This is a genomic window from Frankiales bacterium (genome assembly GCA_016125335.1).
Taxonomy (GTDB): Bacteria; Actinomycetota; Actinomycetes; order S36-B12; family CAIYMF01; genus Longivirga.
The window spans coordinates 1-19,765 of the sequence record WGLY01000012.1 but is presented as its reverse complement, the minus strand read 5'-3'; the positions used below and the strand labels follow the sequence as shown (position 1 = coordinate 19,765).

Annotated in this window: 25 protein-coding genes; all 25 read right to left on the bottom strand. The window is 69.4% G+C overall.

The window, feature by feature from the left end:
- The 25 genes from GC157_07240 to GC157_07120 all read right to left on the bottom strand — a co-directional run bounded on the left by GC157_07240 (nucleotide 1) and on the right by GC157_07120 (nucleotide 19,709).
- Nucleotides 1–771 carry a hypothetical protein gene (locus GC157_07240; protein ID MBI1377260.1) on the bottom strand — a complete coding sequence of 257 codons (771 nt, stop codon included), beginning with the start codon at nucleotides 769–771 and terminating at the stop codon, nucleotides 1–3.
- Nucleotides 772–780: 9 nt separating this feature from the next.
- Nucleotides 781–1,413, bottom strand: a complete 633-nt coding sequence (locus GC157_07235) for a hypothetical protein (GenBank protein ID MBI1377259.1) — start codon at nucleotides 1,411–1,413, stop codon at nucleotides 781–783.
- A gap of 2 nt (nucleotides 1,414–1,415) precedes the next feature.
- On the bottom strand, nucleotides 1,416–2,528 hold the full coding sequence (locus GC157_07230; protein ID MBI1377258.1) for a hypothetical protein: 1,113 nt from the start codon (nucleotides 2,526–2,528) through the stop codon (nucleotides 1,416–1,418).
- Nucleotides 2,513–2,809, bottom strand: a complete 297-nt coding sequence (locus GC157_07225) for a hypothetical protein (GenBank protein MBI1377257.1) — start codon at nucleotides 2,807–2,809, stop codon at nucleotides 2,513–2,515. Before GC157_07225 ends, GC157_07230 begins: the two co-directional genes overlap by 16 nt.
- 13 nt (nucleotides 2,810–2,822) lie before the next feature.
- Nucleotides 2,823–3,044: a hypothetical protein gene (locus tag GC157_07220; protein ID MBI1377256.1), complete on the bottom strand. Its 222-nt coding sequence runs from the start codon at nucleotides 3,042–3,044 to the stop codon at nucleotides 2,823–2,825.
- Nucleotides 3,041–3,895: a hypothetical protein gene (locus GC157_07215; protein ID MBI1377255.1), complete on the bottom strand. Its 855-nt coding sequence runs from the start codon at nucleotides 3,893–3,895 to the stop codon at nucleotides 3,041–3,043. Before GC157_07215 ends, GC157_07220 begins: the two co-directional genes overlap by 4 nt.
- Before the next feature lie 182 nt (nucleotides 3,896–4,077).
- Nucleotides 4,078–4,563: a hypothetical protein gene (locus GC157_07210; protein ID MBI1377254.1), complete on the bottom strand. Its 486-nt coding sequence runs from the start codon at nucleotides 4,561–4,563 to the stop codon at nucleotides 4,078–4,080.
- Nucleotides 4,563–6,803 (bottom strand): hypothetical protein, encoded by a 2,241-nt coding sequence (locus GC157_07205; protein MBI1377253.1) that lies wholly within the window; start codon nucleotides 6,801–6,803, stop codon nucleotides 4,563–4,565. The genes GC157_07210 and GC157_07205 overlap by 1 nt, the downstream gene beginning before the upstream one ends.
- A gap of 179 nt (nucleotides 6,804–6,982) precedes the next feature.
- Nucleotides 6,983–7,510, bottom strand: a complete 528-nt coding sequence (locus GC157_07200) for a hypothetical protein (protein MBI1377252.1) — start codon at nucleotides 7,508–7,510, stop codon at nucleotides 6,983–6,985.
- 2 nt (nucleotides 7,511–7,512) lie between these two features.
- Nucleotides 7,513–7,926 carry a hypothetical protein gene (locus GC157_07195; protein ID MBI1377251.1) on the bottom strand — a complete coding sequence of 138 codons (414 nt, stop codon included), beginning with the start codon at nucleotides 7,924–7,926 and terminating at the stop codon, nucleotides 7,513–7,515.
- 30 nt (nucleotides 7,927–7,956) lie between these two features.
- Nucleotides 7,957–9,345, bottom strand: coding sequence for a hypothetical protein (locus GC157_07190; protein MBI1377250.1), 1,389 nt, complete (start codon nucleotides 9,343–9,345; stop codon nucleotides 7,957–7,959).
- A gap of 171 nt (nucleotides 9,346–9,516) precedes the next feature.
- Nucleotides 9,517–10,104, bottom strand: a complete 588-nt coding sequence (locus GC157_07185; GenBank protein ID MBI1377249.1) for a hypothetical protein — start codon at nucleotides 10,102–10,104, stop codon at nucleotides 9,517–9,519.
- Nucleotides 10,101–10,532: a hypothetical protein gene (locus tag GC157_07180; protein MBI1377248.1), complete on the bottom strand. Its 432-nt coding sequence runs from the start codon at nucleotides 10,530–10,532 to the stop codon at nucleotides 10,101–10,103. Before GC157_07180 ends, GC157_07185 begins: the two co-directional genes overlap by 4 nt.
- Nucleotides 10,533–10,594: 62 nt before the next feature.
- Nucleotides 10,595–10,987, bottom strand: coding sequence for a hypothetical protein (locus tag GC157_07175; protein ID MBI1377247.1), 393 nt, complete (start codon nucleotides 10,985–10,987; stop codon nucleotides 10,595–10,597).
- A 90-nt stretch (nucleotides 10,988–11,077) separates the two neighbouring features.
- Complete coding sequence (locus GC157_07170) at nucleotides 11,078–12,253, bottom strand: hypothetical protein (protein MBI1377246.1); 1,176 nt, start codon at nucleotides 12,251–12,253, stop codon at nucleotides 11,078–11,080.
- 50 nt (nucleotides 12,254–12,303) lie between these two features.
- Nucleotides 12,304–13,113, bottom strand: a complete 810-nt coding sequence (locus tag GC157_07165; GenBank protein ID MBI1377245.1) for a hypothetical protein — start codon at nucleotides 13,111–13,113, stop codon at nucleotides 12,304–12,306.
- A 22-nt stretch (nucleotides 13,114–13,135) separates the two neighbouring features.
- Nucleotides 13,136–14,665 (bottom strand): phage portal protein, encoded by a 1,530-nt coding sequence (locus tag GC157_07160; protein ID MBI1377244.1) that lies wholly within the window; start codon nucleotides 14,663–14,665, stop codon nucleotides 13,136–13,138.
- A 12-nt stretch (nucleotides 14,666–14,677) separates the two neighbouring features.
- Nucleotides 14,678–16,162: a hypothetical protein gene (locus tag GC157_07155; GenBank protein ID MBI1377243.1), complete on the bottom strand. Its 1,485-nt coding sequence runs from the start codon at nucleotides 16,160–16,162 to the stop codon at nucleotides 14,678–14,680.
- Nucleotides 16,140–16,637, bottom strand: coding sequence for a hypothetical protein (locus GC157_07150; protein ID MBI1377242.1), 498 nt, complete (start codon nucleotides 16,635–16,637; stop codon nucleotides 16,140–16,142). The genes GC157_07155 and GC157_07150 overlap by 23 nt, the downstream gene beginning before the upstream one ends.
- Nucleotides 16,638–16,733: 96 nt before the next feature.
- Nucleotides 16,734–16,985: an HNH endonuclease gene (locus GC157_07145; protein MBI1377241.1), complete on the bottom strand. Its 252-nt coding sequence runs from the start codon at nucleotides 16,983–16,985 to the stop codon at nucleotides 16,734–16,736.
- 2 nt (nucleotides 16,986–16,987) lie between these two features.
- A complete protein-coding gene (locus tag GC157_07140) occupies nucleotides 16,988–17,353 on the bottom strand; it encodes a hypothetical protein (protein ID MBI1377240.1) in 366 nt (121 codons plus the stop codon).
- Nucleotides 17,354–17,462: 109 nt separating this feature from the next.
- Nucleotides 17,463–17,663: a hypothetical protein gene (locus tag GC157_07135; protein MBI1377239.1), complete on the bottom strand. Its 201-nt coding sequence runs from the start codon at nucleotides 17,661–17,663 to the stop codon at nucleotides 17,463–17,465.
- Complete coding sequence (locus GC157_07130) at nucleotides 17,660–18,430, bottom strand: hypothetical protein (protein ID MBI1377238.1); 771 nt, start codon at nucleotides 18,428–18,430, stop codon at nucleotides 17,660–17,662. Before GC157_07130 ends, GC157_07135 begins: the two co-directional genes overlap by 4 nt.
- Nucleotides 18,427–18,954 (bottom strand): DUF1643 domain-containing protein, encoded by a 528-nt coding sequence (locus GC157_07125; protein MBI1377237.1) that lies wholly within the window; start codon nucleotides 18,952–18,954, stop codon nucleotides 18,427–18,429. The genes GC157_07130 and GC157_07125 overlap by 4 nt, the downstream gene beginning before the upstream one ends.
- On the bottom strand, nucleotides 18,951–19,709 hold the full coding sequence (locus GC157_07120; GenBank protein ID MBI1377236.1) for a hypothetical protein: 759 nt from the start codon (nucleotides 19,707–19,709) through the stop codon (nucleotides 18,951–18,953). Before GC157_07120 ends, GC157_07125 begins: the two co-directional genes overlap by 4 nt.
- Between the last annotated feature and the right edge of the window lie 56 nt (nucleotides 19,710–19,765).

Here is a 19,765-nt window from a genome sequence, read left to right as displayed (position 1 = left end):
TTATGCGAAGCTCCCTGCTCCAGCCAGCACGGTGAACGTGCCGGATCCGGTCTTGATGATGGTGAAGGAGTACGCGTCGACGGCGGAGGCGTTGCCGGCCGACGGCGCGGCACCCCCGGACCACTTCGGAGTCACCGCCGATCCGTCCACGGTGAACGCTGTCGGGTAGTACGCGGTGGCGCCTTGGGTGACGAGGAACACGACGGAGACGGAGTCGCCGACTGCCAGCAGGGAGTCCAGGCTGGTGCCGGAGTTGCCACGGAAGTTGAACGTCCAGTTCGCCGACGCGCTGGTGGTGTAGTACCAGACCGCGGCCGTGACCAGATCCACCTGCACGGTGCCAGTCGCGGCGGTCGTCGACACCTGGCAGTTCTCCTGCGGTGAGGACAGGATCGCCGCGTTCTGCTGGCCACCATTGACCGTCGGAGCCGTGAGCGTCTTGTTCGTCAGCGTCTGCGTGTTTGTCGTCCCCACGAGCGCACCCGTAGCGCCATGCGTTGCTGTCAACGCCTGATGTGTCGTCACGTCCGACAAGAACGCCAGATCCAGCGCACTGGACCCGTCGAACACCGCGAACCGGCCAGCGGTCGACCGCCAGATGGCGCGGCCCGCTCTCTTGAGCCCGGCCGACAGGCCGGAGATCGTGGCGTCCGTCATCGGTGTCACGCCAGGCGACGCGTCGATCGCGTCGGCGAGGGCCTGCATGTCACCCGGGACGTCGACGCTGTCCGCGTTCTGCGGGTATGGGTAGCCCAAAGTCGTGGAAGCCACGCGATCCTCCTAGGGAGCGATGTAGTCGGTCAGGTCCTGATAGGTGGCGAAGGCCCCAGCGAGGTCGGAGTAGTCGGTGAATGCGGAGGCGATTTCGCTGTAGATCGACCCAGCGACCGTCTGCAACTCGAGGTCGACGCCGGCCGGCTTCTCGGTCCACGCTGCTGCCAACGCCGCGACCGGGTCAGGAGTTTGAGCGGTCTGCGTGATCACGGTGATCAGGTACGGGTCGGTGCCCGAGAGGTTCGAGTACACGCGGCAGGACTTCGACCCGGTCAGGGTGCGCTGCACGACGTCCCGGATCGCCCCCGTGGAGCCGCGGCGCTGAGTGGTGGCGGCGTTCTGGACGGCGTCGCGGACGTCGGCGGCGGGAATGAGGGACGTGTCGACGCCGACGAGCCAGCCCAGCCAGGCCAGCCAGGCCGAGGGGATCGCGGCAGCGTTGACGAGCTCGCACGTGCCGGTGACGGACGTGTCGGGATCGACGAGGGTGAGGAACTCGTTGACCTGCTCCAGGCCGACGGCAGCGGCCCCCACGAACCGGCGCAGCGTCCAGTCCGTGTCCGGGTCGGCGGCGCGAATGTAGTCCGGCAGCAGCCGGTACACCTGCTCCGCGGCCGGATGCAGGGCGGGCGCGGTCACGGCTAGACAACCGTCACTGTCATCGTGGCGACCTGGGCGAGTTGGTCGTCGCCGAGGGTGACCGTGCTCGAGGGGGCGTCGACGGTGTCGACGTAGTCGACTCCGGGGATCGCGGAGACCAGGGCGATGATGTCGGTGGGGCGGATGTCGTCCCCCCAGGTCCACTCGTCGGGTGTCATCCATGCGGCGAGTGCCGCCTCGATCGCGTCGCGGACGGCAGTCGTGGAGTAGCCGGCGAGCGCATGGCAGGTCAGGGTGACCGCCTGGGTGACGATGTCGGCGTCGGCGACGTGCACGGTGATCATCGCGGCGGCGCGGTCCTGCATGTCCGCGGCGAGGTCGTCCTTCACGGTGCCGGACAGCAGCGCGGAGAACCCGTAGGTGATCACGGTCAGGTGGCCCAGGTCGCTGCCGGGGGTGCCGCCGGGCTGGTACAGGTCGATGACCGTGGTCCGGCCGACGCGGGTGTCCTGCAGGGCGTACGCGATGAAGTGGATGGGCAGCACGAGCGAGCTGGTGACGCGGGCGAGGACGGTGGAGGCCCGGTCGAGGTAGGCGGCGTCGGACTCGGCGTCCGCGCCGCCGGTCAGGCCGGTCGCCACCGCGGCGGAGACGACGTTGGGGATCGCGTCGAGGAGCTCGATCGCCATGCCCGTCGTGATCGCGTTGCCGGCGCCGCCGGGTTCCTCTGTGGCGACGGGCACGGTGATCGTGGATGCGGCCGTGATGGAGGTGTCGGCGGTGACGAGCAGGGTCATGCCCGTGGTCTCCTCGAGGAGCCGCTGGCCAGCGGTGACGGTCATGGTGCGCGGACCGTCGAGGGTGAGGGTGACCGCTCCCGCCGCGGACGCCCCGGGGAACCGGGGAACGTCGTACAGCGAGATGACCCCTTCGACGACCGTGCCGATGAAACGGTTCAGGGCGTAGATCCCGTCCCCGGTGGCCGTGGCCACCGACTCGAGGATGATCGCCTCGACCGACCCGTTGCGCAGCCGCGCGCTCGGTGCCAGCTCGGCCCACTTCGCCGCGGCCGCGTCGAACACCGCCTGCTGGTCACGGTCGTCGACGACGAGGTCGATCGCGGACAGGTCGAGGTCCTTCACGGCTGGCTCCATTCGACGTCGACCTGGACACGCACGCGGCCGCCGTCCGCGGGCGCGACCTCGATACGGGTGGCGGTGATCTCCGGCTCGCACACGGCGATCGCCCCGGCGATCACGTCGACGCTGAGCCGCCCCGGGACCGGCTCGTGGATCCCATACAGCGGCGCCAGGGCCCGCTCGCCGACGAGGCAGGAGACGACGTGGCCGGCCATCTCGGCGGCGGCGCGCGCCGAGTGGTCGTCGATGGTGACGATCGCGCCGGCGGAGTCCAGGCGCATCGGGTGTGAGATCACGGACGCTCCTGTCCTACGCGAGGATTCCGGCGATGTAGAAGTCGTTGGGGGTGTCTTCGACCACGACGACGCGGTCCCCGGCCGCGTACTCGGTCATCCGTTCGGTGTCGGCGGGAGGGTCGTCCCGGTAGCGGTGCACGAGCGACGGAAGGGGGCCGAGCTCGACGCCGGGAAGGTCGGCCAGGCCGGTGACGTACGCGCCGTCGGCGGTGACGCGGGAGATGGTGCCGATCATGACGACGAGCCCGCCTTCTTCGCCGGCCGTCGGGGCTGGGCCACCTGCACGGTGATGGGGGTGACGCCGTCGGCGGTGAACGTCAGGGAGTCGATGAGCCAGGTTCCGCGGTCCCGGCCGAAGCCGTCGTCCAGGTGCAGCAGGTCCCACGGCCGCAGAAGCCGCCCGAGCGGGTAGGGGACGGTGACGGTGCCGGTGCCGTAGTTCTCGGCGTCGTCGTCGTCGAGGGTGAGCTCGGATGCCAGGGCGTCCGTTCGCGCGTCACGGCCCCAGGTCACCGTGTAGGTGCGCTGCCCGGCGGGGGTGTTCTTCCACGCCCAGTGCCGGGAGCCGAACAGCAGCCGGCCCCCGGACTCCACCCACGACCAGCCGAGGTCGGAGGCGAGGTTCGCGATGACGTCGAGCGTGGACTGCCGGTTGCGCCCAGTGGTCTGCGCGATGATGCCGCGCTTGCTCGAGGCCTGGCACACGGAGGTGCCGTGAGCCGCGGCGACGCGGCGGGCGACCCACTGCGACGGGGAGACCTTCCGCTCGGCGGACGCCCGGTAGGTCTTGCGGAGCTTCCGGGCGAGCGGGGAGCGGCAGGGGAACGTGTGGACGATCGTGTTGTCGTCTCCCCGGGTCGTGGTCCTGCCTCCGACGTCCCAGGAGTCACCGCGCCAGGTCACCGTCGTCCCGTTGACCATGAGGGCGGACGACGCCAAGGGCCCGCTGTCCAGGCAGGTCAGCGTCATCTGGGCGACGGACTGGCTGGTGTAGTCGACCGTCAGGTCCGTGATCGCGGCGGTGAGGTCCGCGGACAGCTTCTTGCCCGCCAGGGTGACGGTGTCGACGTCGAGCGTTCGGGTCATCGGTCGGACGGCTGTCGGGGCAGCAGGTCGGGGCGGCGGGATCCGGCGCGTTGGGCCGCGCGGACCTGCGGGGAGCGGCGGGCCGGGGACTCAGCCTCGCTGTCGGGCAGGCCGTCGGGAGGGTCCGGGATGGGGACGCCTTCGGTGCTGATGGCGGCCCAGCCGTCGGGATCAGCCATGGCTCACTTCTTCCGCTTCGGCTTCTTGCGGATCGGGCCGACGGGGATCGCGGCGTCGGACTCCCGCCGCAGGGTCAGGCTCACGTCCGCGATCGACGCGGTGCCGTCGTCCGCCCAGTCGGATTCCACGGCACCGGCCTCCCGGATCCGCCACCGGCCCCGGTCCGACGGCCCGAGCAGCAGCTGCACGACCGGCTTGGCGGCCGCGAGCCGGCGCACCAGGGTCAGCTGCTCGTCGATCGACTCGCTCGGGTTCGTGGTGCGCAGCGTGAACGCGAGCCGGAGCTGGGGTAGCGGGTCGGATGAGCGGGTCTGCACCATCGTCCGGCCGGGCCGCGGCGTCTCGGCGTACTCGGGGGCCCACTCGGAGTGCTCCACCTCGGACGGCCACCACGGCAGGACGAGGGTGCCGACACCGGGACAGACCAGGCGCGCCAGCTGCGTCGACGCGATCACGCTGCCGGGGATCACGGTGACGAGGGTGGCCATCAGCGCGTCCCCGCCGTACGGGTGCGGCGATCGCGTTCCTGCTGCCGGTGCAGGCGCATCAGCGACAGGTCCACATCGACCTGGCCGGCCGCGTGGACCACCATGCTCCCAACCAGCGGCGCGTCCCGCCCGATAGGCGTCGCGGGCAGGGTGATCGTCGGGGCCGCTGTCACGATGGCCGGGAGGCTGGGCATCCGGTCGGCGTGGTTCAGGCGCGTCAGGGTGTCGTACCCGATCATCCGGGCGGCCGCGGCCCGGATCACGTACTCACCGTTCGACAGCAGCGCCGGGATCGAGTCGGACGTGCCGGTGCCGGGGCCGAGCACAAGTCCACCTGCAGCGCGCTTCTCCTTGGCGATCGGTGTGTTGAACGCGTTCCCGACCGAGACGTGGTTGGTCAGGCCAGCGTCGATGGCCCGCATGGTGTTGAGCAGGACCCGGGCCTCGATGTTCGCGTCGCGCAGCGGCTTGGTGACCTTGGACTTGATGTTCGCCGGAAGGTTCGAGCCCTTCACCGCGGTCTCGATGTCCTTGTAGGACCGCTTCACGAACTTGGCGCGCCGCTCCGGATCCTTGTATGTGTTGGCGACGTTCAGCATCGCGGAGTCGAGCGCGTCACCGGCCTCGATGGACGGCTTCTTGACGAAGTCCCGCATCGCCTGCCGGTAGGACCGCATCGCCTCCCGCCGGGCGAGCATGCGCTCCGCCTTGCCTAGGGCGCCGGTGAGGCGGTTCTCGGCCGCTGCCTGGATGCTGGCGGCCGCCGCGGCGGACAGATGCGCAGCGGCGAGGGAACGCTCGCCCCACGCCACGGCGCGAAGTGAGCGGGCCTGTGCCTCATCGGCCCGGGTGGCCTTCTGGGCAGCCTGCGCAGCGGTCAGGGTCGCGGTGGCGTTGTCGTTCGTGACTTCGGTCGCATCGGCCGTCGAGCCGGTCAATTTGTCGATGACGGTGCGGGCGTTGGCGAAGCCGATCGCGAGCCAGCCGATGCCGGCGTTGTTCTCCGCCATCGTGTCGCCGAGGGACTTCTGGCCATCGTTCAGCTTCTCGCCGGCGTCGTATGCCTGGAGGGTCGCCTCGGCTCCGCCGATCAGGATGGCCGCCACGGGCCCGAGCGCCTTGATCGACACGCCGATGCCCTTGAGGGCGGTGTGCATAGCGATCAGCCTCGGGGTGGCGATCATTGCCACGATTCCCAGTGCCGTCACGAAGTACGCCGTCTGTTGCAGGGGCTCCGGCATTGTGGCGAGCATGCCGAGGACGTGGTTGCCGACGGTCAGCATCGGTGTGAAGACCAGGGCGACGGTCTTGCCGGCGGACGACTGGAAGTCCTCCCACTGCTGCGAGGAGTCCTTCAGGATGTTCGCCGTCGAGTCGGCCGTGCGAGCGAGGTCGCCCTGGGCGACAGCGGACTGCTTCATGATCAGCGACGAGGCTGCGAGCACCTTCTGCTGGGCGGTGAGCGTCCCGGTCACCTTCTGACCGGTGAGCGCCAGGTACTCCTGCTTGAGGGCAAGGTCGTCGACGAAAATCTGGTACCTGCGTGCCGGCTCGGCCTCGCCGCGGAGCGCCGCGCCGATCGCTTGGATGGCGTCTGCGGTGGTGCCGCCGTAGTAGGAGGCCAGGTCGGCGGATCGGGCCACGAGCTTCTCGGAGAAGCTGGCGAGCTTCTGGTCCTCCAGGCCGGCCGTCCGGGCGTACCCGGAGAACGTCATCAGCGCGTCGAGCGCCTGCGCCTGCGACAGGTTCAGGGCGTCTCCGGAGCTCTTCGCCCAGGAGATCATGTCGTCGCCGGTCTGGCCGAACGTCGCACTCAACGCCGAAGCGGCGTCCTCGACGAGCGAAAACTGCTGCAAGGACTGCTTGGAGAAGTAGGCGAACGCGGCCGCCATCACCACACCGGTGCGCTGGATCTCCTTCTGCCGCTTGACGATGGCGCCGCCGAGGCGGTCAAGGCTGCTGGTCGTGCCGGCGGCCTTCGACTTGATCTGGTCGAGATCCCGCTTGACCTGCGACGACGACTTCGCGAGCTCTCGCTGGGAGCGGGCGAGCCGCCCATACTCGGACTCGAGTCGCTTGAGCTCGGCGACCGCCTGCGGCGAGCCCGTCTGCTCGATCTCCCGGCGAGCCGCGACCATCGCCTTCTCGACGGCGGTCGTCTCCTTGCGGACGGCCTTCAGCTTGGCGGAGAGCTCGTCCTTCGCGGAGAGCTTGACGGAGAGTTCGTCCTGGTACGACACGACTCACTCCCCTCCCTCGGCCTTGATGTCCGCGGCGGCGGATTCGTAGAACAGCTGCATGGCCGGCAGGTCGGCGACGGGGCGCGCAGCAACAGTGAGCGGGTCCTGGTTGAACGCCCTGGCGTAGCGCTGCACGAAGACCGCCAGGGGATGCTGGTGGTCAGGTCGCTCGAGGTCGGTCAGCCAGAGGTCGTAGGGTCCGGGTCTTCCTCGTCCTCATCAGCGATGACATCGGCGGAGGTTCCGAACCCTGCCTCGGCGAGGAGCCATTCCGAGACGGCGGCGACGACGCCGTCGGACACATACGCGGCGCGGATGGCCTCCGAGGCGGAGGTGACGTCGAGCAGGTCGAGGATTCCACGGTCACGCACGGTGAGCGGGGCTCCGGACGCCTGGTCGATGAGGTCCTCGCCCTCGAAGCGGATGCCCTCGTTGTAGTAGGCGAGGATGGCCGCGTCGAGGTTGAACGCGCTGGGCCGGCCCTTGGTTGCCTTCTTCGCCTTGTTCTCCCGGTCGAAGAAGGGCGCGAGCTCCGCGCGGTCGTCAGGCACGCGGAACTTCATCGCCCAACGAGGAGCGTCGGGGTGGGTGAGGGTGACGACGCGCCGGCGTCGAGCGGCGATGTCCGACTTGATCCGATCGGCGAGGGTGATGGGGACGTCGCGCCCATCGTCGGTGGTGGGGCTGAAGTCGACGACGTCGCTCACGGTCACGCCCCGCGGGCGATCGAGAGGACGACGGTCAGCTTCTTGGGGTCGGTCGAGTTGGCGTCGCTTCCGGTCGGGGAGACGCTCTTGACGTTGCCCGTGTACGTGTCGGGCGTGCCGAGCGGGACACCGTCGGATCCGAGGGACGTCAGCGACAAGGTGGTGCCGTCGTAGAACCCGGCGTTCGCCTTGAACTGGCGCACGATGGCGCTGTCGCGGGACTCGTCCCAGAAGCGCGTCAGGGTGATGTCCTCGTATGTGACACGGCCGCCGGAGGCTTCCATCTGGCCATCGGCCGACCGGCGCATCGTGGTGACTTCGCGGCCGAACGAGGGGTCGGTGGACGTGTCCCAGTCGCCGGGCATCGAGTCGACGGCGATGAGGACGTGGTCCTTGGTGAGGAGCGGTGGCGCCATGATGGGGGTCCTTTCGAGGCCGGTGCGGGGCTACAGGGCGGAGGAGGCGTCGCCGACGGCGACGGTGAAGTCGACGAAGTCGATGCTCTCGACCAGTCGCAGTCCGATGGTGGCGGTGATGTGGTTGTCCGCCGGCGCGAGACCGGTGGACACCTCGACCCGATACCCGGGGTCGATCTCGCGGCCGTCGGATCCGGTCAGCGGGTGGAGGCCGTCGCCCTTGTACGGGGTAAGCAGCGCGCCCAGGCGGCCGGCGATCTGCGCCAGACGCACCGAGGAGGCGGGCTTGCCGGTCTCCGACTCGAGGACGGCCTCGGCCGCGACGGTGATCGCGTTGACGAGGTCCCGGTACTGGCCGCCGATGATGTTCAGGTTCCCACCCATGGCGGCGAGCATCGTGTACGTGTAGAGGCGGGTGTATCCGCCGACGACGCGGATCGCGGACACGTGCGCCGCGTCGAGGGTCGCCCAGTCGGTGGCCCCCACGGGGTACTCCGGGGTGACGCCGGCGACCTGCTTGGCGTACTCCTCGATGCTGGCCGACAGCGCCGGGGACCCCTGGTGGGCGCGGGCCCGCAGCCCGGCGGCGAACGGGGTCGGGTCGATCGTCTTCGTCCCGCCGGCGCCGTCCGAGACCACGACCCACGGCCCGACCAGGTCGAGGAAGTCGCTGTCCGTGTAGGCGCGGGCTGTCGCGGCCGCGGTGACCAGGCCGGACACCGACGTGCCCGCGGCCGCGGCGATCAGGCCGTGCCGCTTGGTCGCGGAGCAGTGCGTGGCGATCGCCTGGCCGACCGTCGAGTACGGCAGTCCGGGGATCACGACGGCGCCGGCGCCGAAGTCGGGGGTCAGCAGGTCCAGCGTGGTGGCCCACACGACGTTGGCGTAGTCGTCGGTGCCGGAGGCGAGCGCGGTCGCCGCGACGTTGCTGGACGGCAGGGTGCCCGAACTGGTCACGGTGACGCGCGAGGACGAGGCCGCGGCGGCGATGAGGGCGGCCGCTGTGGTGCCCTCGTACACCTCGGTCACCGAGCCGGCCACGATCGTCAGCGTGTGCGCGGTGGAGTCCCAGGCCGCGGTCCAGCCGTTGGCGTACGCTCCCGGGTCCTTCGCGGTGACGACGATCTTCCCGGTGTCCAGGGAGACGGTCGCCTTGACCGGATTGGGGCCGCAGGCCCGCGCGACGACGAGTTCGGACACGCCGGAGCGGAACGCGAGCTCCGCGGCGTCGTACATGTCCGTGCCGCCTGTGCGGGCGCCGAACGCGGCCACGTAGGCGGCCAGGGACCGCACGATGACGGCTTCGTCGCTGGGACCGGTCTGGGTCTGCCCGGTGATCAGGAACCGGCCGCTGGCCGGGCCGGCCACGACCGGCGCGGACGGGCTGGTGCTGAAGGTGGTCGCTACGCGGTCGCTCACGGCGTCTCCTCGTTCGGTTCGGCGACGTCGGCCGGTGCCGCGTCGGGCTTGCTGGACTTCCGCGTCACCGCGGGAGCGGGCTCCACGGGTTCGTCGATGACCGGCTCGAACAGGGGCTCAGAGCCAGCGGTGACAGTGGTGCGGATGCGAGACATGGCTGCTCCTCAGGTCTTACAGGGCGGGCTTGGTGGAGTCGTGCGCGGCGATGTCGACGGTGCCGTCGAGGATCGCCTGCAAGGTGGACGTCGGCATGAGGGCTTCGGCGGCGCGGACGAGGAACGTCACGGTTCCCGCCGCGAGCGGGTTGTCGCGGACCGTCTTCGCGGCCGCGCCGGTCTCTTCCTCGGGCGCGGGGTTGGACAGGATGAACACCTGGTCGCTTAGCGGCGCTGGGAGCATCACGCATTCGCGTACCGCCAGCAGGAGCCGGTCCCGGTCGAGGACGGCCTGGTCGTCGCCCTGGTACTCCCCGCGCTGCACGGCGACGACGACCTTGACGACGTAGTCGACGTCGTACTCGGCGACCTCGCCGTCCGCGACGGCCTGGCGCCGGCCCATGCCGTCGATACGGGTGCTCATCACCATCACGCACGGGTACTGCTCGGGGTCGTTGGGCAGTCCGTCGGCGAGGATGACCGCTCTCGGATCGTCCGGGGTGTCCACCTCGAGCGCCTGCCGGATCAGCTCGAGCCGGATGGGCACCCAGGTCTCCAGGTAGGCCCGCACCAGCTGCTTGACGCCCTCATGACCGATGCTCATCGGCGTGCCCCGTTGACCGCGAGGTGGTCGCTGATCTTCTCGACCATGCGGCGACGCTCGGTCGGGGTGAGCCGCGGGACGGGGTGCCGCTGGGGGACGCCCTGCCCGCGCACGTGGAACTTCGCATAGTCGATGACGGCGCCGCGGGCCGGCCCGTAGACGGCGAACCGCGGGCCCTGGGAGCGCGGCGTCGCGCTGGTCAGCTCGTGCTTGAGGATCCCGGTGTGCACGAGGGGTTCGCTGGTCGCGCCGTCGCGGAGCTTCTGCAGGACGGTGACGACCTTCAGCGGCGCCCACCGGCCGAACGAGCCGGTCGCGAAGACCCGCTCCTCACGGTCGGACCACACCTTGCCGATCTCCGGCCACGCGGGGCTGAGGTCGCTGGCCGCGTCGATCAGGTCGTCCAGGCGGCCCTCGAGGCCGGCCATGCCGTCAAGCCCACCACCGCGGTTCCTGGACCGCACCTTCGACGCGTAGCGGGATCCCGCCGTCATGACGTGGTGTCCGGGACGGTCCACGCCGGCAGGGCCAGGCCGATCGTTCCGACGGCGACCCGGCGAGGGTCGAGCCGGTCCAAGGTGGCCTTCTCATCGTCGGTCAGCAGCCGCACGGGCCCGCCGGAGTAGTTCAGGCCCTCCGGGCCGGTGTAGCTGACCCGCTGCTGGGGGTTGTCGAACAGTCGCGCCGCGAGACGCTTGACGACGAGCTTCGCGCTGGCCGGGGCCGTGGCGTCGGTCCACGGCGTCTCGAGCCACTCGCAGTACTCGAGGACGAGGCCGGAGGCGTCCTCGATCGCAGCGGCAGCCGATGCCTGGATCGTCGGCGACCACGTGGTGACCTGTCGGATGTGGGTCTGCAACTCGGGCTCGGTGATCAGTCCCACGACAACTCCTCCGCGATGATGAGTGGTGCTGAGTGCTGCTGGGCACGGCCGGGTCTCGGCCGTGCCCAGCAGGCGCTGAGGCGGATGCGCCTAGGCCGGGATCAGGCCGCGCATGATGCCGTGGTGGAGCTGGGAGCCGTACTCCAGCCCGACCTCGCCGTACATCTGCACGTCCTCCGACGCGCCGGTCTTGGCCAGCGGCTCGGCGAAGAAGTGGCCCTTGCCCGGCACCTCGAGGAACTGAGGAGCCATCTCACCGAGGGTGAGCGCGACGATCGCGTCCTTCGGGACGTCGCGCGAGAGCATGATGTTGAGGACGCCGAAGTCCGACTCGATCTGCGTGACGTTGACGCCGCCGACGTTCCCCGTGACCGGCGCGGCCTTGGCGTAGGCGAGCGCGTAGGCGGCCGTGACGGCGACCTTCTGCGTCGACCCGACGCCGAGGGTCACCTGGCTGCTGAGCCCGCCGTTGTCGTAGATCCCCTGCAGGAACCCGTTGATGTGGTCCACCGTGAGAGTGGTGGTCCAGCACTTGATGTACGACACGGTCGCGGTGCCGATCGTGATCGCCGCACCGCCCGACGTGGCCGACACCTTGAAGGCGTCGGTCGTCTTGCTGACCACGTAGTACACGCGGTCGACGCGGATCGTCGTCGAGGCACCGACGTCGGTGAAGACGACCTTGTCACCGTTGGCGACGCCGGTGCTCGTCTCGGCGATGGTGTCCGTCGACGCCGACAGGCCCGTGACGGCGGCACCCTTCTGCACCACGTTCGTCGTGATCGCTTGGATGATGCCGCGGGTCTTGCGGGCGGTGGCGTTGTCGGTCGGCTTCTGGTACTTGCCGTTCCAGAACGACCACTCGATGTCCCGCTTCATCTCCGTCAGCGTGAGCATGACCTGCCAGTCGAGCTCGTTGGTGACCGGGTTCGGCTCGGCGTTGTTCACGCCGGCCTTCGCCTGCGTGGCGGCGAGCTTGGAGTAGCTGACCGACACCTTCTCCTGCTGGATCTGCACGACGTTGTCGAAGTTCGCGCGGACACGCGCCTGCGCGGTGGGGGCCGAAGCACCCTCGAGCGCGACGTTCTGGTCCGGGGTGCGCAGGTCGTAGCCCTGCCACTCGAACTCCTTCGCCTTCGTCTGCTTGCCGCCCGTCAGTCCGCCGATGGCGCTGAACAGCGGGCACTCCTGCGGCGTGAGCGCGATGAGGGCGCCGGTGTAGTTGGGCAGGTTGTACGTGGTGGCCAGTCCCGTGATTCCACTCATGGTGGGCTAACTCCGTTTCTTTGGTGGGGGGCTGGGCACCGTGCCCAGCGTTACTTGCCGCCCGCCACAACTGCGGCGAGCTTGAGGTTGTTCAGGCGGATGAGCTCCGCCGGGTCGCCCTTGGCCTGCGCCTCGGCGATCTGCTGGTCGAGCGACTTCCCGCCACCGCCGGAGCCGCCCTGGCCGAGGTCGAAGGATGCCGGTGCCTTGGCGACGGCGTGACGGGCGGCGACCGCAGCCAGGCCGGCCTGGTCGATGACGCCCTGGTCGTCGACGTACCTGCCCAGGTTCAGGTCACCGAGGACGGCCTCGATTGCGTCCGCCGCTTCCTGACCCGCGGGGTCCTTGCCGGCGGCGACGTACTGTGCCTTCAGCTGACCACGCAGGATCTCCGTCGCAGTGGACACGCCGAGCTCGGCGATGACCGTGGAACGGGTCTCGTCCTTCGCTGCCTGGATCGCCTTCTCCAGGTCGGTCGCGTTCGCAGCCTTGAACTGGGCCAGCTCGGTCGAGTCCGCCTTGTACTTGTCGTAGTCGGCATACTGGTTCTTCTGCCTCTTGAGGCGATCGCTCACGATCGCATCGAGCTCGGCCTGGGTGAAGGTCTTCGGAGGGTCACCGGCAGGAGGGTCACCGGCAGGGGGATCTCCGGCGGGGGGATCTCCCTCGCTGCCGCCCAGGATGGGCCAGATCGCGGTGCCATCCTTGCGCGAGCCGATCGGCACGATCGGGGCGCCGGTGCGGGGATGCTTCAGAAGGTGCGGTCGATGCATGGTGATGCTCCGTCTCGTCGACGTGTGACCGGCGTTGAGCGCCGCCGTTGGCGCTGATCCGACGAGTGCGTCGTCGTCACGCTCCACCCCGCGAGAGGGGTGGAAGTTCTCAGCCGGCCGTGAAGTCGGGGCCGGGGATGGCAAGCTGAGCGCCCGCGGCGTTGACGATCGCGCGGGCCTCCTCGGAGGTGATCATCGTGCCGACGCCGAGGTACACCTTCTGAACCACCTCTGCCAAGCTCAGGTTGCGGGCGTCGCCGGCGGGATCGGGCGGCAGGTCGGGCACGTTCGCGAGGGCCCGCTTGATGGCCTGTGGGCTCATGCCGAGGATCTCCCGCTGGATGTAGCTCTGGTTGACGCCGGCGGCCTGCGCCTTCGACGCCGCGTCGAACCGCTCCGCCATCGACGGCACCTCGAGCGGGTTCCACAGGATCTCCATGTCCGTCGCCTTGGCACGCTCGAGGTCGCCGGCCCACAGGAACTGCAGGAGCGCGACCTCCTCCCACCCTTCGGAAAGGGACGCGATCCGATCGGCGCACTTGTGGTTCTGGCCGCCTTCGATCATCCGCGCGTTCTCACCGGTCTGGTTCGCGGCGTCCTGGATCAGCGCCGGCAGCGGCGTCCGCGTCACGGCGGACAGGTCCTTGATGTCATCCCGGGCCGTCTGCAGCAGGCCGGCCGGCTCGGTCGCGGCGAGCTCCTGCACGTCGACGTCCTTGGGGACGTTCCAGATCGCTGCCGGATCCGCGGCGAACACCCCGTCGTAGTCGATCGGCTGGTTGTTCTTGTCGTGGGTCGGCAGGTTGTGCATGACCCGCTGCCGGGCCGCCTGCATCGCGGTGATGACCATCCGCTGCATGACGTCGCTGTTGATACGGTCGATGAGGTCGATGTGCTTCTCGAACTCGCCGAACGACCGCTTGCCGTTCGTCGACAGCAGGTTCGGGAACCACACGACGGGGACACGGCTGAACGGCAGTGTCTGCGGCTGATCGCCGATCCACTGCCAGGTGCCGTCCGACGTCGCCGCGCCCCGGTACACCGTGGCGTGCGCCCCGTTCTCGCCACGCAGGTACAGGTAGGCGTGGTCGACGCCGGTCCACTCGTCGACGAACCGCTTCAACGCCGCCCGCAGCGTGCGTCGACGCAGCGGGTCCGTCGCGATCGCGATCGACGCGGGATCCTCGATCGTGGTCACCGGGGCGTCGATCTCCGGGTCGACCTGCCCGACGATGACGAACGCCTCACCCGTGACGAACACCGAACGGTGCAGCGCGCGACTGTCGGCGTCGAGCTGGTTCGCCTGCCACCAGGCCCACGCCTGGTCATCCCCGTACTCGTCGCCGTTCGCCCCCGTGCGGATCGCCGCGACGCGGATCTTGTCGAGCATGACGTCGACGATGAGGTCAGCCCACGTGGTCCGGGACCGCCGCTGAAACTCGCGGAACGCGTCCTTGACGCTGTCCGCGACCTTGACCTCCATCAGCGGCGCCTCGCCGTCGGCGTAGGCGTTCAACGTCGCGATCCGCGGCTGCTTGGCGACCAGCGCCGAGTCGAGCTTCTGCAGCCACCAGCCCGGCGACAGCTGCTTAGGATCCGCCTCGACGGGGATGCGGGGCAGCTGCGTGGTCAGCGTCATCAGCCAGCCCTCCTATCGGATCCGCATCGGGACAGAGATTCGCTCCGGCTCAGGTTCCGGGGCGGCGAAGAGCACGTGCAGGGCGACGCCGGCGGCGACCGCCGGTGAGACATCGGACGGGGACTTCGCCCGGTCCAGCAGACCGATGTCCGTGGCATTCGCCACAGCATGCTGAACCGCCCGGGTCAACTGGTCCTGCCCGATGTGAGCCAGCGGCCCCTTCGTGATCCCGTCGAACAGGTGAGCACCGGACCGCGCCATCTCCATGCCGTTCAACGGGACGACCAGGTCACCGAACTCGTTCTGCATCTGCTCGAGCAGCGTCGAGACCGGCGATCTGCCCGCCTGCAGGCCGATGCCGACCGGGCGGCGCGCCGCGATCCGCGCCTTCACCCACGGGATAACCCACTCCTGACCATGGCTGAAGTGCATGATCTCGACGTGCGGCGTGCCGACGTGGTTGTACCCCGCGATCAGCGCCCAGGTTGTCTGACGGTCCCAGCTCGTGTCGATCGCGTAGGCGACACGTGACTCGGGGTGGATCCGGGAGTCCGGATCCTTGCGGAGTTCCCACTGGTCCATCGGCGCCCACGTCCCCTGCTCGACGGGCGGCGGGTCTTCCCACCAGCTCATGTGCTCGCGCATGTACTCGGCGATCGACGGCCCCTCCAGGACCTTCCGCTGCTGGCGCAGGAAGTCCAGCGTGATGCGCCGTCCGAGAGCCGGGTTCGCTTCCCACAGCAGCTGTGGATTGTCGAGCGAGCAGCCCTCGGCCTCGGGTGAGTGGGCGCAGTCCTCCCGCAGGCAGGGCAGGCGACGGCTGGTCCACTCGACGTACCCGAACTCCGGATCGTTCAGCTTCCGGCCTCGGTCGCGGATCCCGCGGAGGACCTCGCTTGCGAGCATGCCGGCCGACGACCCGACCATCAGGTGCGCGTTCGGGATCGCGGCCATCGTCGGGGTGATCGCGCCCATCATCTTCGCCTGCAGGAACAGGCCCTCGTCGAGATACAGCCGAGGCACCTTGGCGAAGCCACGACCGGACCGCCCACTCCGTGCCAGGACCCGGAGGTTCGCCCCGTTGCGCAGGTCATAGCCCTCGTTGCCGTTCGCCGTGCGGATCCGCAACACGTCCGACGCGAGAGCATCATCACCTTCGATGATCGCCTGGAAGTCGCCGAAGGCATCGGCGGAGGTCTTGAACTCATGCGCCGTCCAGACGACGTCGAGGCCCTGCTCGAACGTGTCGTGGATCGCGCAGCTGATCATCGTGCTGGTCTTGATGTTCTGCCGTGGAGCGATGATCGTCGACATCAGACCGGCCCAGTCGCCGTTCTTCTTCTGCGGCAGAAGCGCCCGGGTGGCCAGGCGCTCCGGCTCGTCCACCTGGTAGCCGATCGCGACCATGAGGTCAGCGACCTCGTCCGCGAGGGTGAAGATCGACCCCTCGGGGACGTGCCAGTAGGTCGGCGGGCTAGGCGTCTTGGGAAGCGACACGGCGTTGCCTGAACTGGGCGACATTTCCTCCGAGGCCGCGCGACTTCACCTTGCCGGTCTCAGCCGGCTTGTCCGGTTCGGACGGCTGGGCAGGAACTCGAACAGCATGCGCGGCCAGCGTGGAACGCAGCTCACGGGACAGCGCGGCCACGCCGGAGCCCGAGTCCTTGTCCGAGTCCTCGATTCGCTGGGCCAGGGCTATGGCGATCTGGGCCAGCGGGTCGCTCGTGCTGCCCCGCACCCGTCGGCGGACGGACTCGACGAGGGACCCCGCTCGGCCCGGAGGGGGTTCCACGACGGACTTCTCGACGGGCTTCTCGCGCGCCTTGCGCTTCCTCTTCGGCTCTGCCGCCGACTTGTTCCGATCACGAGAGTTGGCCACCCGGCATGCGGCGCTGCAGTACATGGCACGGGAGGTCTTTGCCGTGAAGGTCGTGCCGCAGCGCCCGCACCTACGCTGCATCGCGACCTCCACAGGTGTTACGGAACTTTCAGTTTGCGTAACGGGGAGAGAAATTGGATTGAGCCCCCGGACGCTCCGCCCCCGAGGGGGTGGAGGGGGTGGGTACCCCTACCACTCCTCGGAGGTGACGAGGGGCTCGCGCGAGACGATCGGCTTAGTGCCCCGTCGCTTGTTGCAACTGAGGTGCGCGGCCCTGACGTTCTCGCGGACGTACTCGAGGTCAGGGCGGACGCTGACCGGGATCAGGTGGTCGCCGCTGTTCGCTCCTGGTAGCCCGCACAGGTGGCAGATACCGGCCTCTTCCATGAGGACCTGCTCCACCATGCGGCGCCAGCGGCGGCTGGTGCTGCGGCCGGCCATGGCTACTTGCTGCTGGCCCTCCGCGGCTTGGGCTGCTCGGCCGGCTCGGGTGCAGTGGTCTGCTCCGGATCCGCTGGCGGGTCGCCCGCCGCGTCGTCCGCCCCGGAAGTGCCATCGCCTGAGCCGCGTTCGCCGTCCCCAGGCTCCGAGCTCGTGCCATCGGAGTCCGAGCCATCGTCGGTACCGGGATCGGCCGGCTCGGGCTCCTGTGGGAGCGAGCTGGTGCGGGCCTTGTGCTCCTCGAAGAGCGGGATCGTGGCGAGGTTGTAGGCGCGCTGAGCCTGCTCGGTGTTTCCGGCGGCCTCGAGAGCTGCGGCGTGCGGGGCGACGGCTGCGTGGTAGATCGCCAGCGAATCCTCTTCGGTCATGCGGTCAGCCTCCTCGGGAAATGGGAAACCCCCGGCCGTTGGCTCGGGGGTTCATCGGCTGGGCACACATCACCAACCTGACGCCAATGTATTACCTCGGGCCGTCGTGTCAAGCACCCCGTGCGCGTGTCGCGGCGACGTCCTGCCAGTGGTAGAGGGTGACACGACGGTCTGACAGTGCCCGCCGGCGGCGCCAGCGGTCACGGTGAGCGAGGCGCCGCACGTAGCTGATGGCCCAGCCTGTGGTGGCGGAGATCGTCCTCGCGTCGAGGTACTCGGGGTCGTCGCTTCCGAGGTACACGCCGGTCATGGGTTGGCTCGTCTCTCGCGGTCGAGGGCTTCCTTCTTGGCGTGGACCTTCACGCCAAGGTTGCTATACCACTCGCGGGCGGGCCATTCGTGGATGGAGCGTCCGGTCTCCTCGTCGACGGGGGCGGCATCACAGCGGACGGATGACGGGTAGAGGGAGTCGGTTGGGCGGATGACGGCCCACAGGGTGCCGATGCAGTCAGGCTCGGGGCAGGGGCCCACGTCGATGCGCTGGACGTGGTTGGGCTGTCGCTGACGGCGTGCGAGGCGCACGGCGGAGTCGAGGAACTCGACGAAGGCTCCGGCCTCGTCCTGGGCGAGGATCCACGACAGGTGGGGTTTCATCCACAGCGCGATCGCGCGGGGCTGGTCAGAGTAGGGCCGCTGCGACACGTGGGGCTTGGCGGTGATCGTGACTCTTCCGTCGCTCATGGTGGCTGTCGGGCGCGGCTTCAGGACCCAGGCGGACCATTCACGCAGCCCCTCGAGGATCTCCCGCCTCGCGGCGAGCGTGTGGGCGTCGAGGTTGAGGCCGGGATCGGAGGTGTGCTTGACGGGTTCGCTGCTGGCGCCTCCAGTGTTGCGGGTGCGGAGGTAGTCGGCGAGCTCGTCGTACAGGTCGGGGAGCTGGTCGAGGTCTTTCTCGGCGCGGTGGCGGTGGCCGGCGCAGACGCGGAGGCCGGGGTAGGCGAGTTTGGGGGTGTTCTCGTCGTGGTGGGCTTCGCACAGTTGCTCGGACTGGTGGCGGTGGCGAGTGAGTCGGGTCATCGGCTGGGCCTTGGCTGGTGCGTGTACGGCTGCAGGGCGGTTGTGGAGCGGATGTAGAGGGGGTGGCGGGGGTGGCCGTGCTTGGTGGTGCCGAGGCATTGTGCGCGGTCCATGCCGGGCATGGCCATGACGTGGTCGGCGCGGGCTCGGGGGGCGTGGGCTCCCCAGGCGGCGATGATCGGATCGTCATCGGGCAGGGTGGCGAGGGAGCGGAGGAATCGGTCGTTGTGGGGTCCGCAGACGTCGATGCCGATGGCGCGGCGCCAGGTGAGGTCCTTGGGCTCGGTGGCACGCCAGGCGTACAGGTTGAGCACGGCGAGGCTGGACATGCCCCAGGCGAGGGCGAAGCCCATGCAGCGGCGGATGGTGGGGTCGTCGGTGTCGGCGTCGGCGGTGGACGGGTTCAGCATGATGAACCACGCGGTGGGGCCGTCGTCTCTCCAGCGGCGGGCGAGGACGTACCGGTACGGGCCGTCGATCAGGGCCGTGCGCTCGACGTCGATGCGTGGCGAGGTGTCGGTCATGGGGTGCTCCTGGCGGTCGTGGGGTGGCAGCGGGGGCAGCGGGTGACGGCCGGGGGGCGGCCGCGAGTGCGGGTCTCGACGAGGCGTTGGCCAGGGTCGTGCTCGCCGGCCGGGTCGCAGCTGCCGCACCAGGGCGGGATGGTGATGGCGGGTGCTGCTGCGGAGGCGCAGTCGACGCAGCTGGAGCGGTGACGTCGGTGACGGTCGCAGTGGGGGGTATGGGGGGTAGTAGTTCTAAGGACCTTTCGGGTGCCAGCAGGTGGCACCCCGTGGCTACCCGGGCTGACACCCCGTGACGGTGACGGGGTGTCAGCAGGTGGCACCCCGTGATCTTCCGTGTCCCCAGGGCTGTCCACAGGCTCCGGCGGGCGGGTCACGAGGATCCGGTACAGGTTCGGGCGGCGGTCGTTCCTGGTGTCCCGCTGACCGCCGGCGTTCTTGACAACATCGAGCTCACCCAGCTCGACGAGTGCGTCGATGGATCGTTGGACGGATCGTCGGGAGGCCGACGCGTAGACCATGAGGGTGTCCAGGCTTGGCCAGGCTCCGCCGTCGCCATCGTGGTTGGCGATGCCGACCAGGACGAGCTTGTCCCGGCCGGTGGCTCGGGAGTAGTTCAACACCAGGGCGACAGATTCGACGCTCACGTGCTGGGGTCCTCCGTTCGCCTGTATTACTTCGTGGTGCGGTCGACGTGGCCGGCCGCGATGTGGGGGTGGAGGTGGCCGTAGTGCCATCCGTCCATCACGGGGCATCGGTACACACTCATGTGCTCGCCAGGGTGTTTGCTGTGAGCGACCCGCCTGGCGGC

Bases quoted from the DNA above. Each gene is read 5' to 3' on its own strand.
- GC157_07195 (MBI1377251.1), bottom strand. From the start codon at position 7,926: ATGGCGCCACCGCTCCTCACCAAGGACCACGTCCTCATCGCCGTCGAC.
- GC157_07170 (MBI1377246.1), bottom strand. From the start codon at position 12,253: ATGAGTGGAATCACGGGACTGGCCACCACGTACAACCTGCCCAACTAC.
- GC157_07125 (MBI1377237.1), bottom strand. From the start codon at position 18,954: ATGACCGACACCTCGCCACGCATCGACGTCGAGCGCACGGCCCTGATC.
- GC157_07215 (MBI1377255.1), bottom strand. From the start codon at position 3,895: ATGACCCGAACGCTCGACGTCGACACCGTCACCCTGGCGGGCAAGAAG.
- GC157_07145 (MBI1377241.1), bottom strand. From the start codon at position 16,985: ATGGCCGGCCGCAGCACCAGCCGCCGCTGGCGCCGCATGGTGGAGCAG.
- GC157_07135 (MBI1377239.1), bottom strand. From the start codon at position 17,663: ATGACCGGCGTGTACCTCGGAAGCGACGACCCCGAGTACCTCGACGCG.
- GC157_07160 (MBI1377244.1), bottom strand. From the start codon at position 14,665: ATGACGCTGACCACGCAGCTGCCCCGCATCCCCGTCGAGGCGGATCCT.
- GC157_07220 (MBI1377256.1), bottom strand. From the start codon at position 3,044: ATGATCGGCACCATCTCCCGCGTCACCGCCGACGGCGCGTACGTCACC.
- GC157_07230 (MBI1377258.1), bottom strand. From the start codon at position 2,528: ATGGAGCCAGCCGTGAAGGACCTCGACCTGTCCGCGATCGACCTCGTC.
- GC157_07210 (MBI1377254.1), bottom strand. From the start codon at position 4,563: ATGGCCACCCTCGTCACCGTGATCCCCGGCAGCGTGATCGCGTCGACG.
- GC157_07140 (MBI1377240.1), bottom strand. From the start codon at position 17,353: ATGACCGAAGAGGATTCGCTGGCGATCTACCACGCAGCCGTCGCCCCG.
- GC157_07180 (MBI1377248.1), bottom strand. From the start codon at position 10,532: ATGGCCGGCCTCGAGGGCCGCCTGGACGACCTGATCGACGCGGCCAGC.
- GC157_07130 (MBI1377238.1), bottom strand. From the start codon at position 18,430: ATGACCCGACTCACTCGCCACCGCCACCAGTCCGAGCAACTGTGCGAA.
- GC157_07120 (MBI1377236.1), bottom strand. From the start codon at position 19,709: ATGCCCCGTGATGGACGGATGGCACTACGGCCACCTCCACCCCCACAT.
- GC157_07185 (MBI1377249.1), bottom strand. From the start codon at position 10,104: ATGAGCATCGGTCATGAGGGCGTCAAGCAGCTGGTGCGGGCCTACCTG.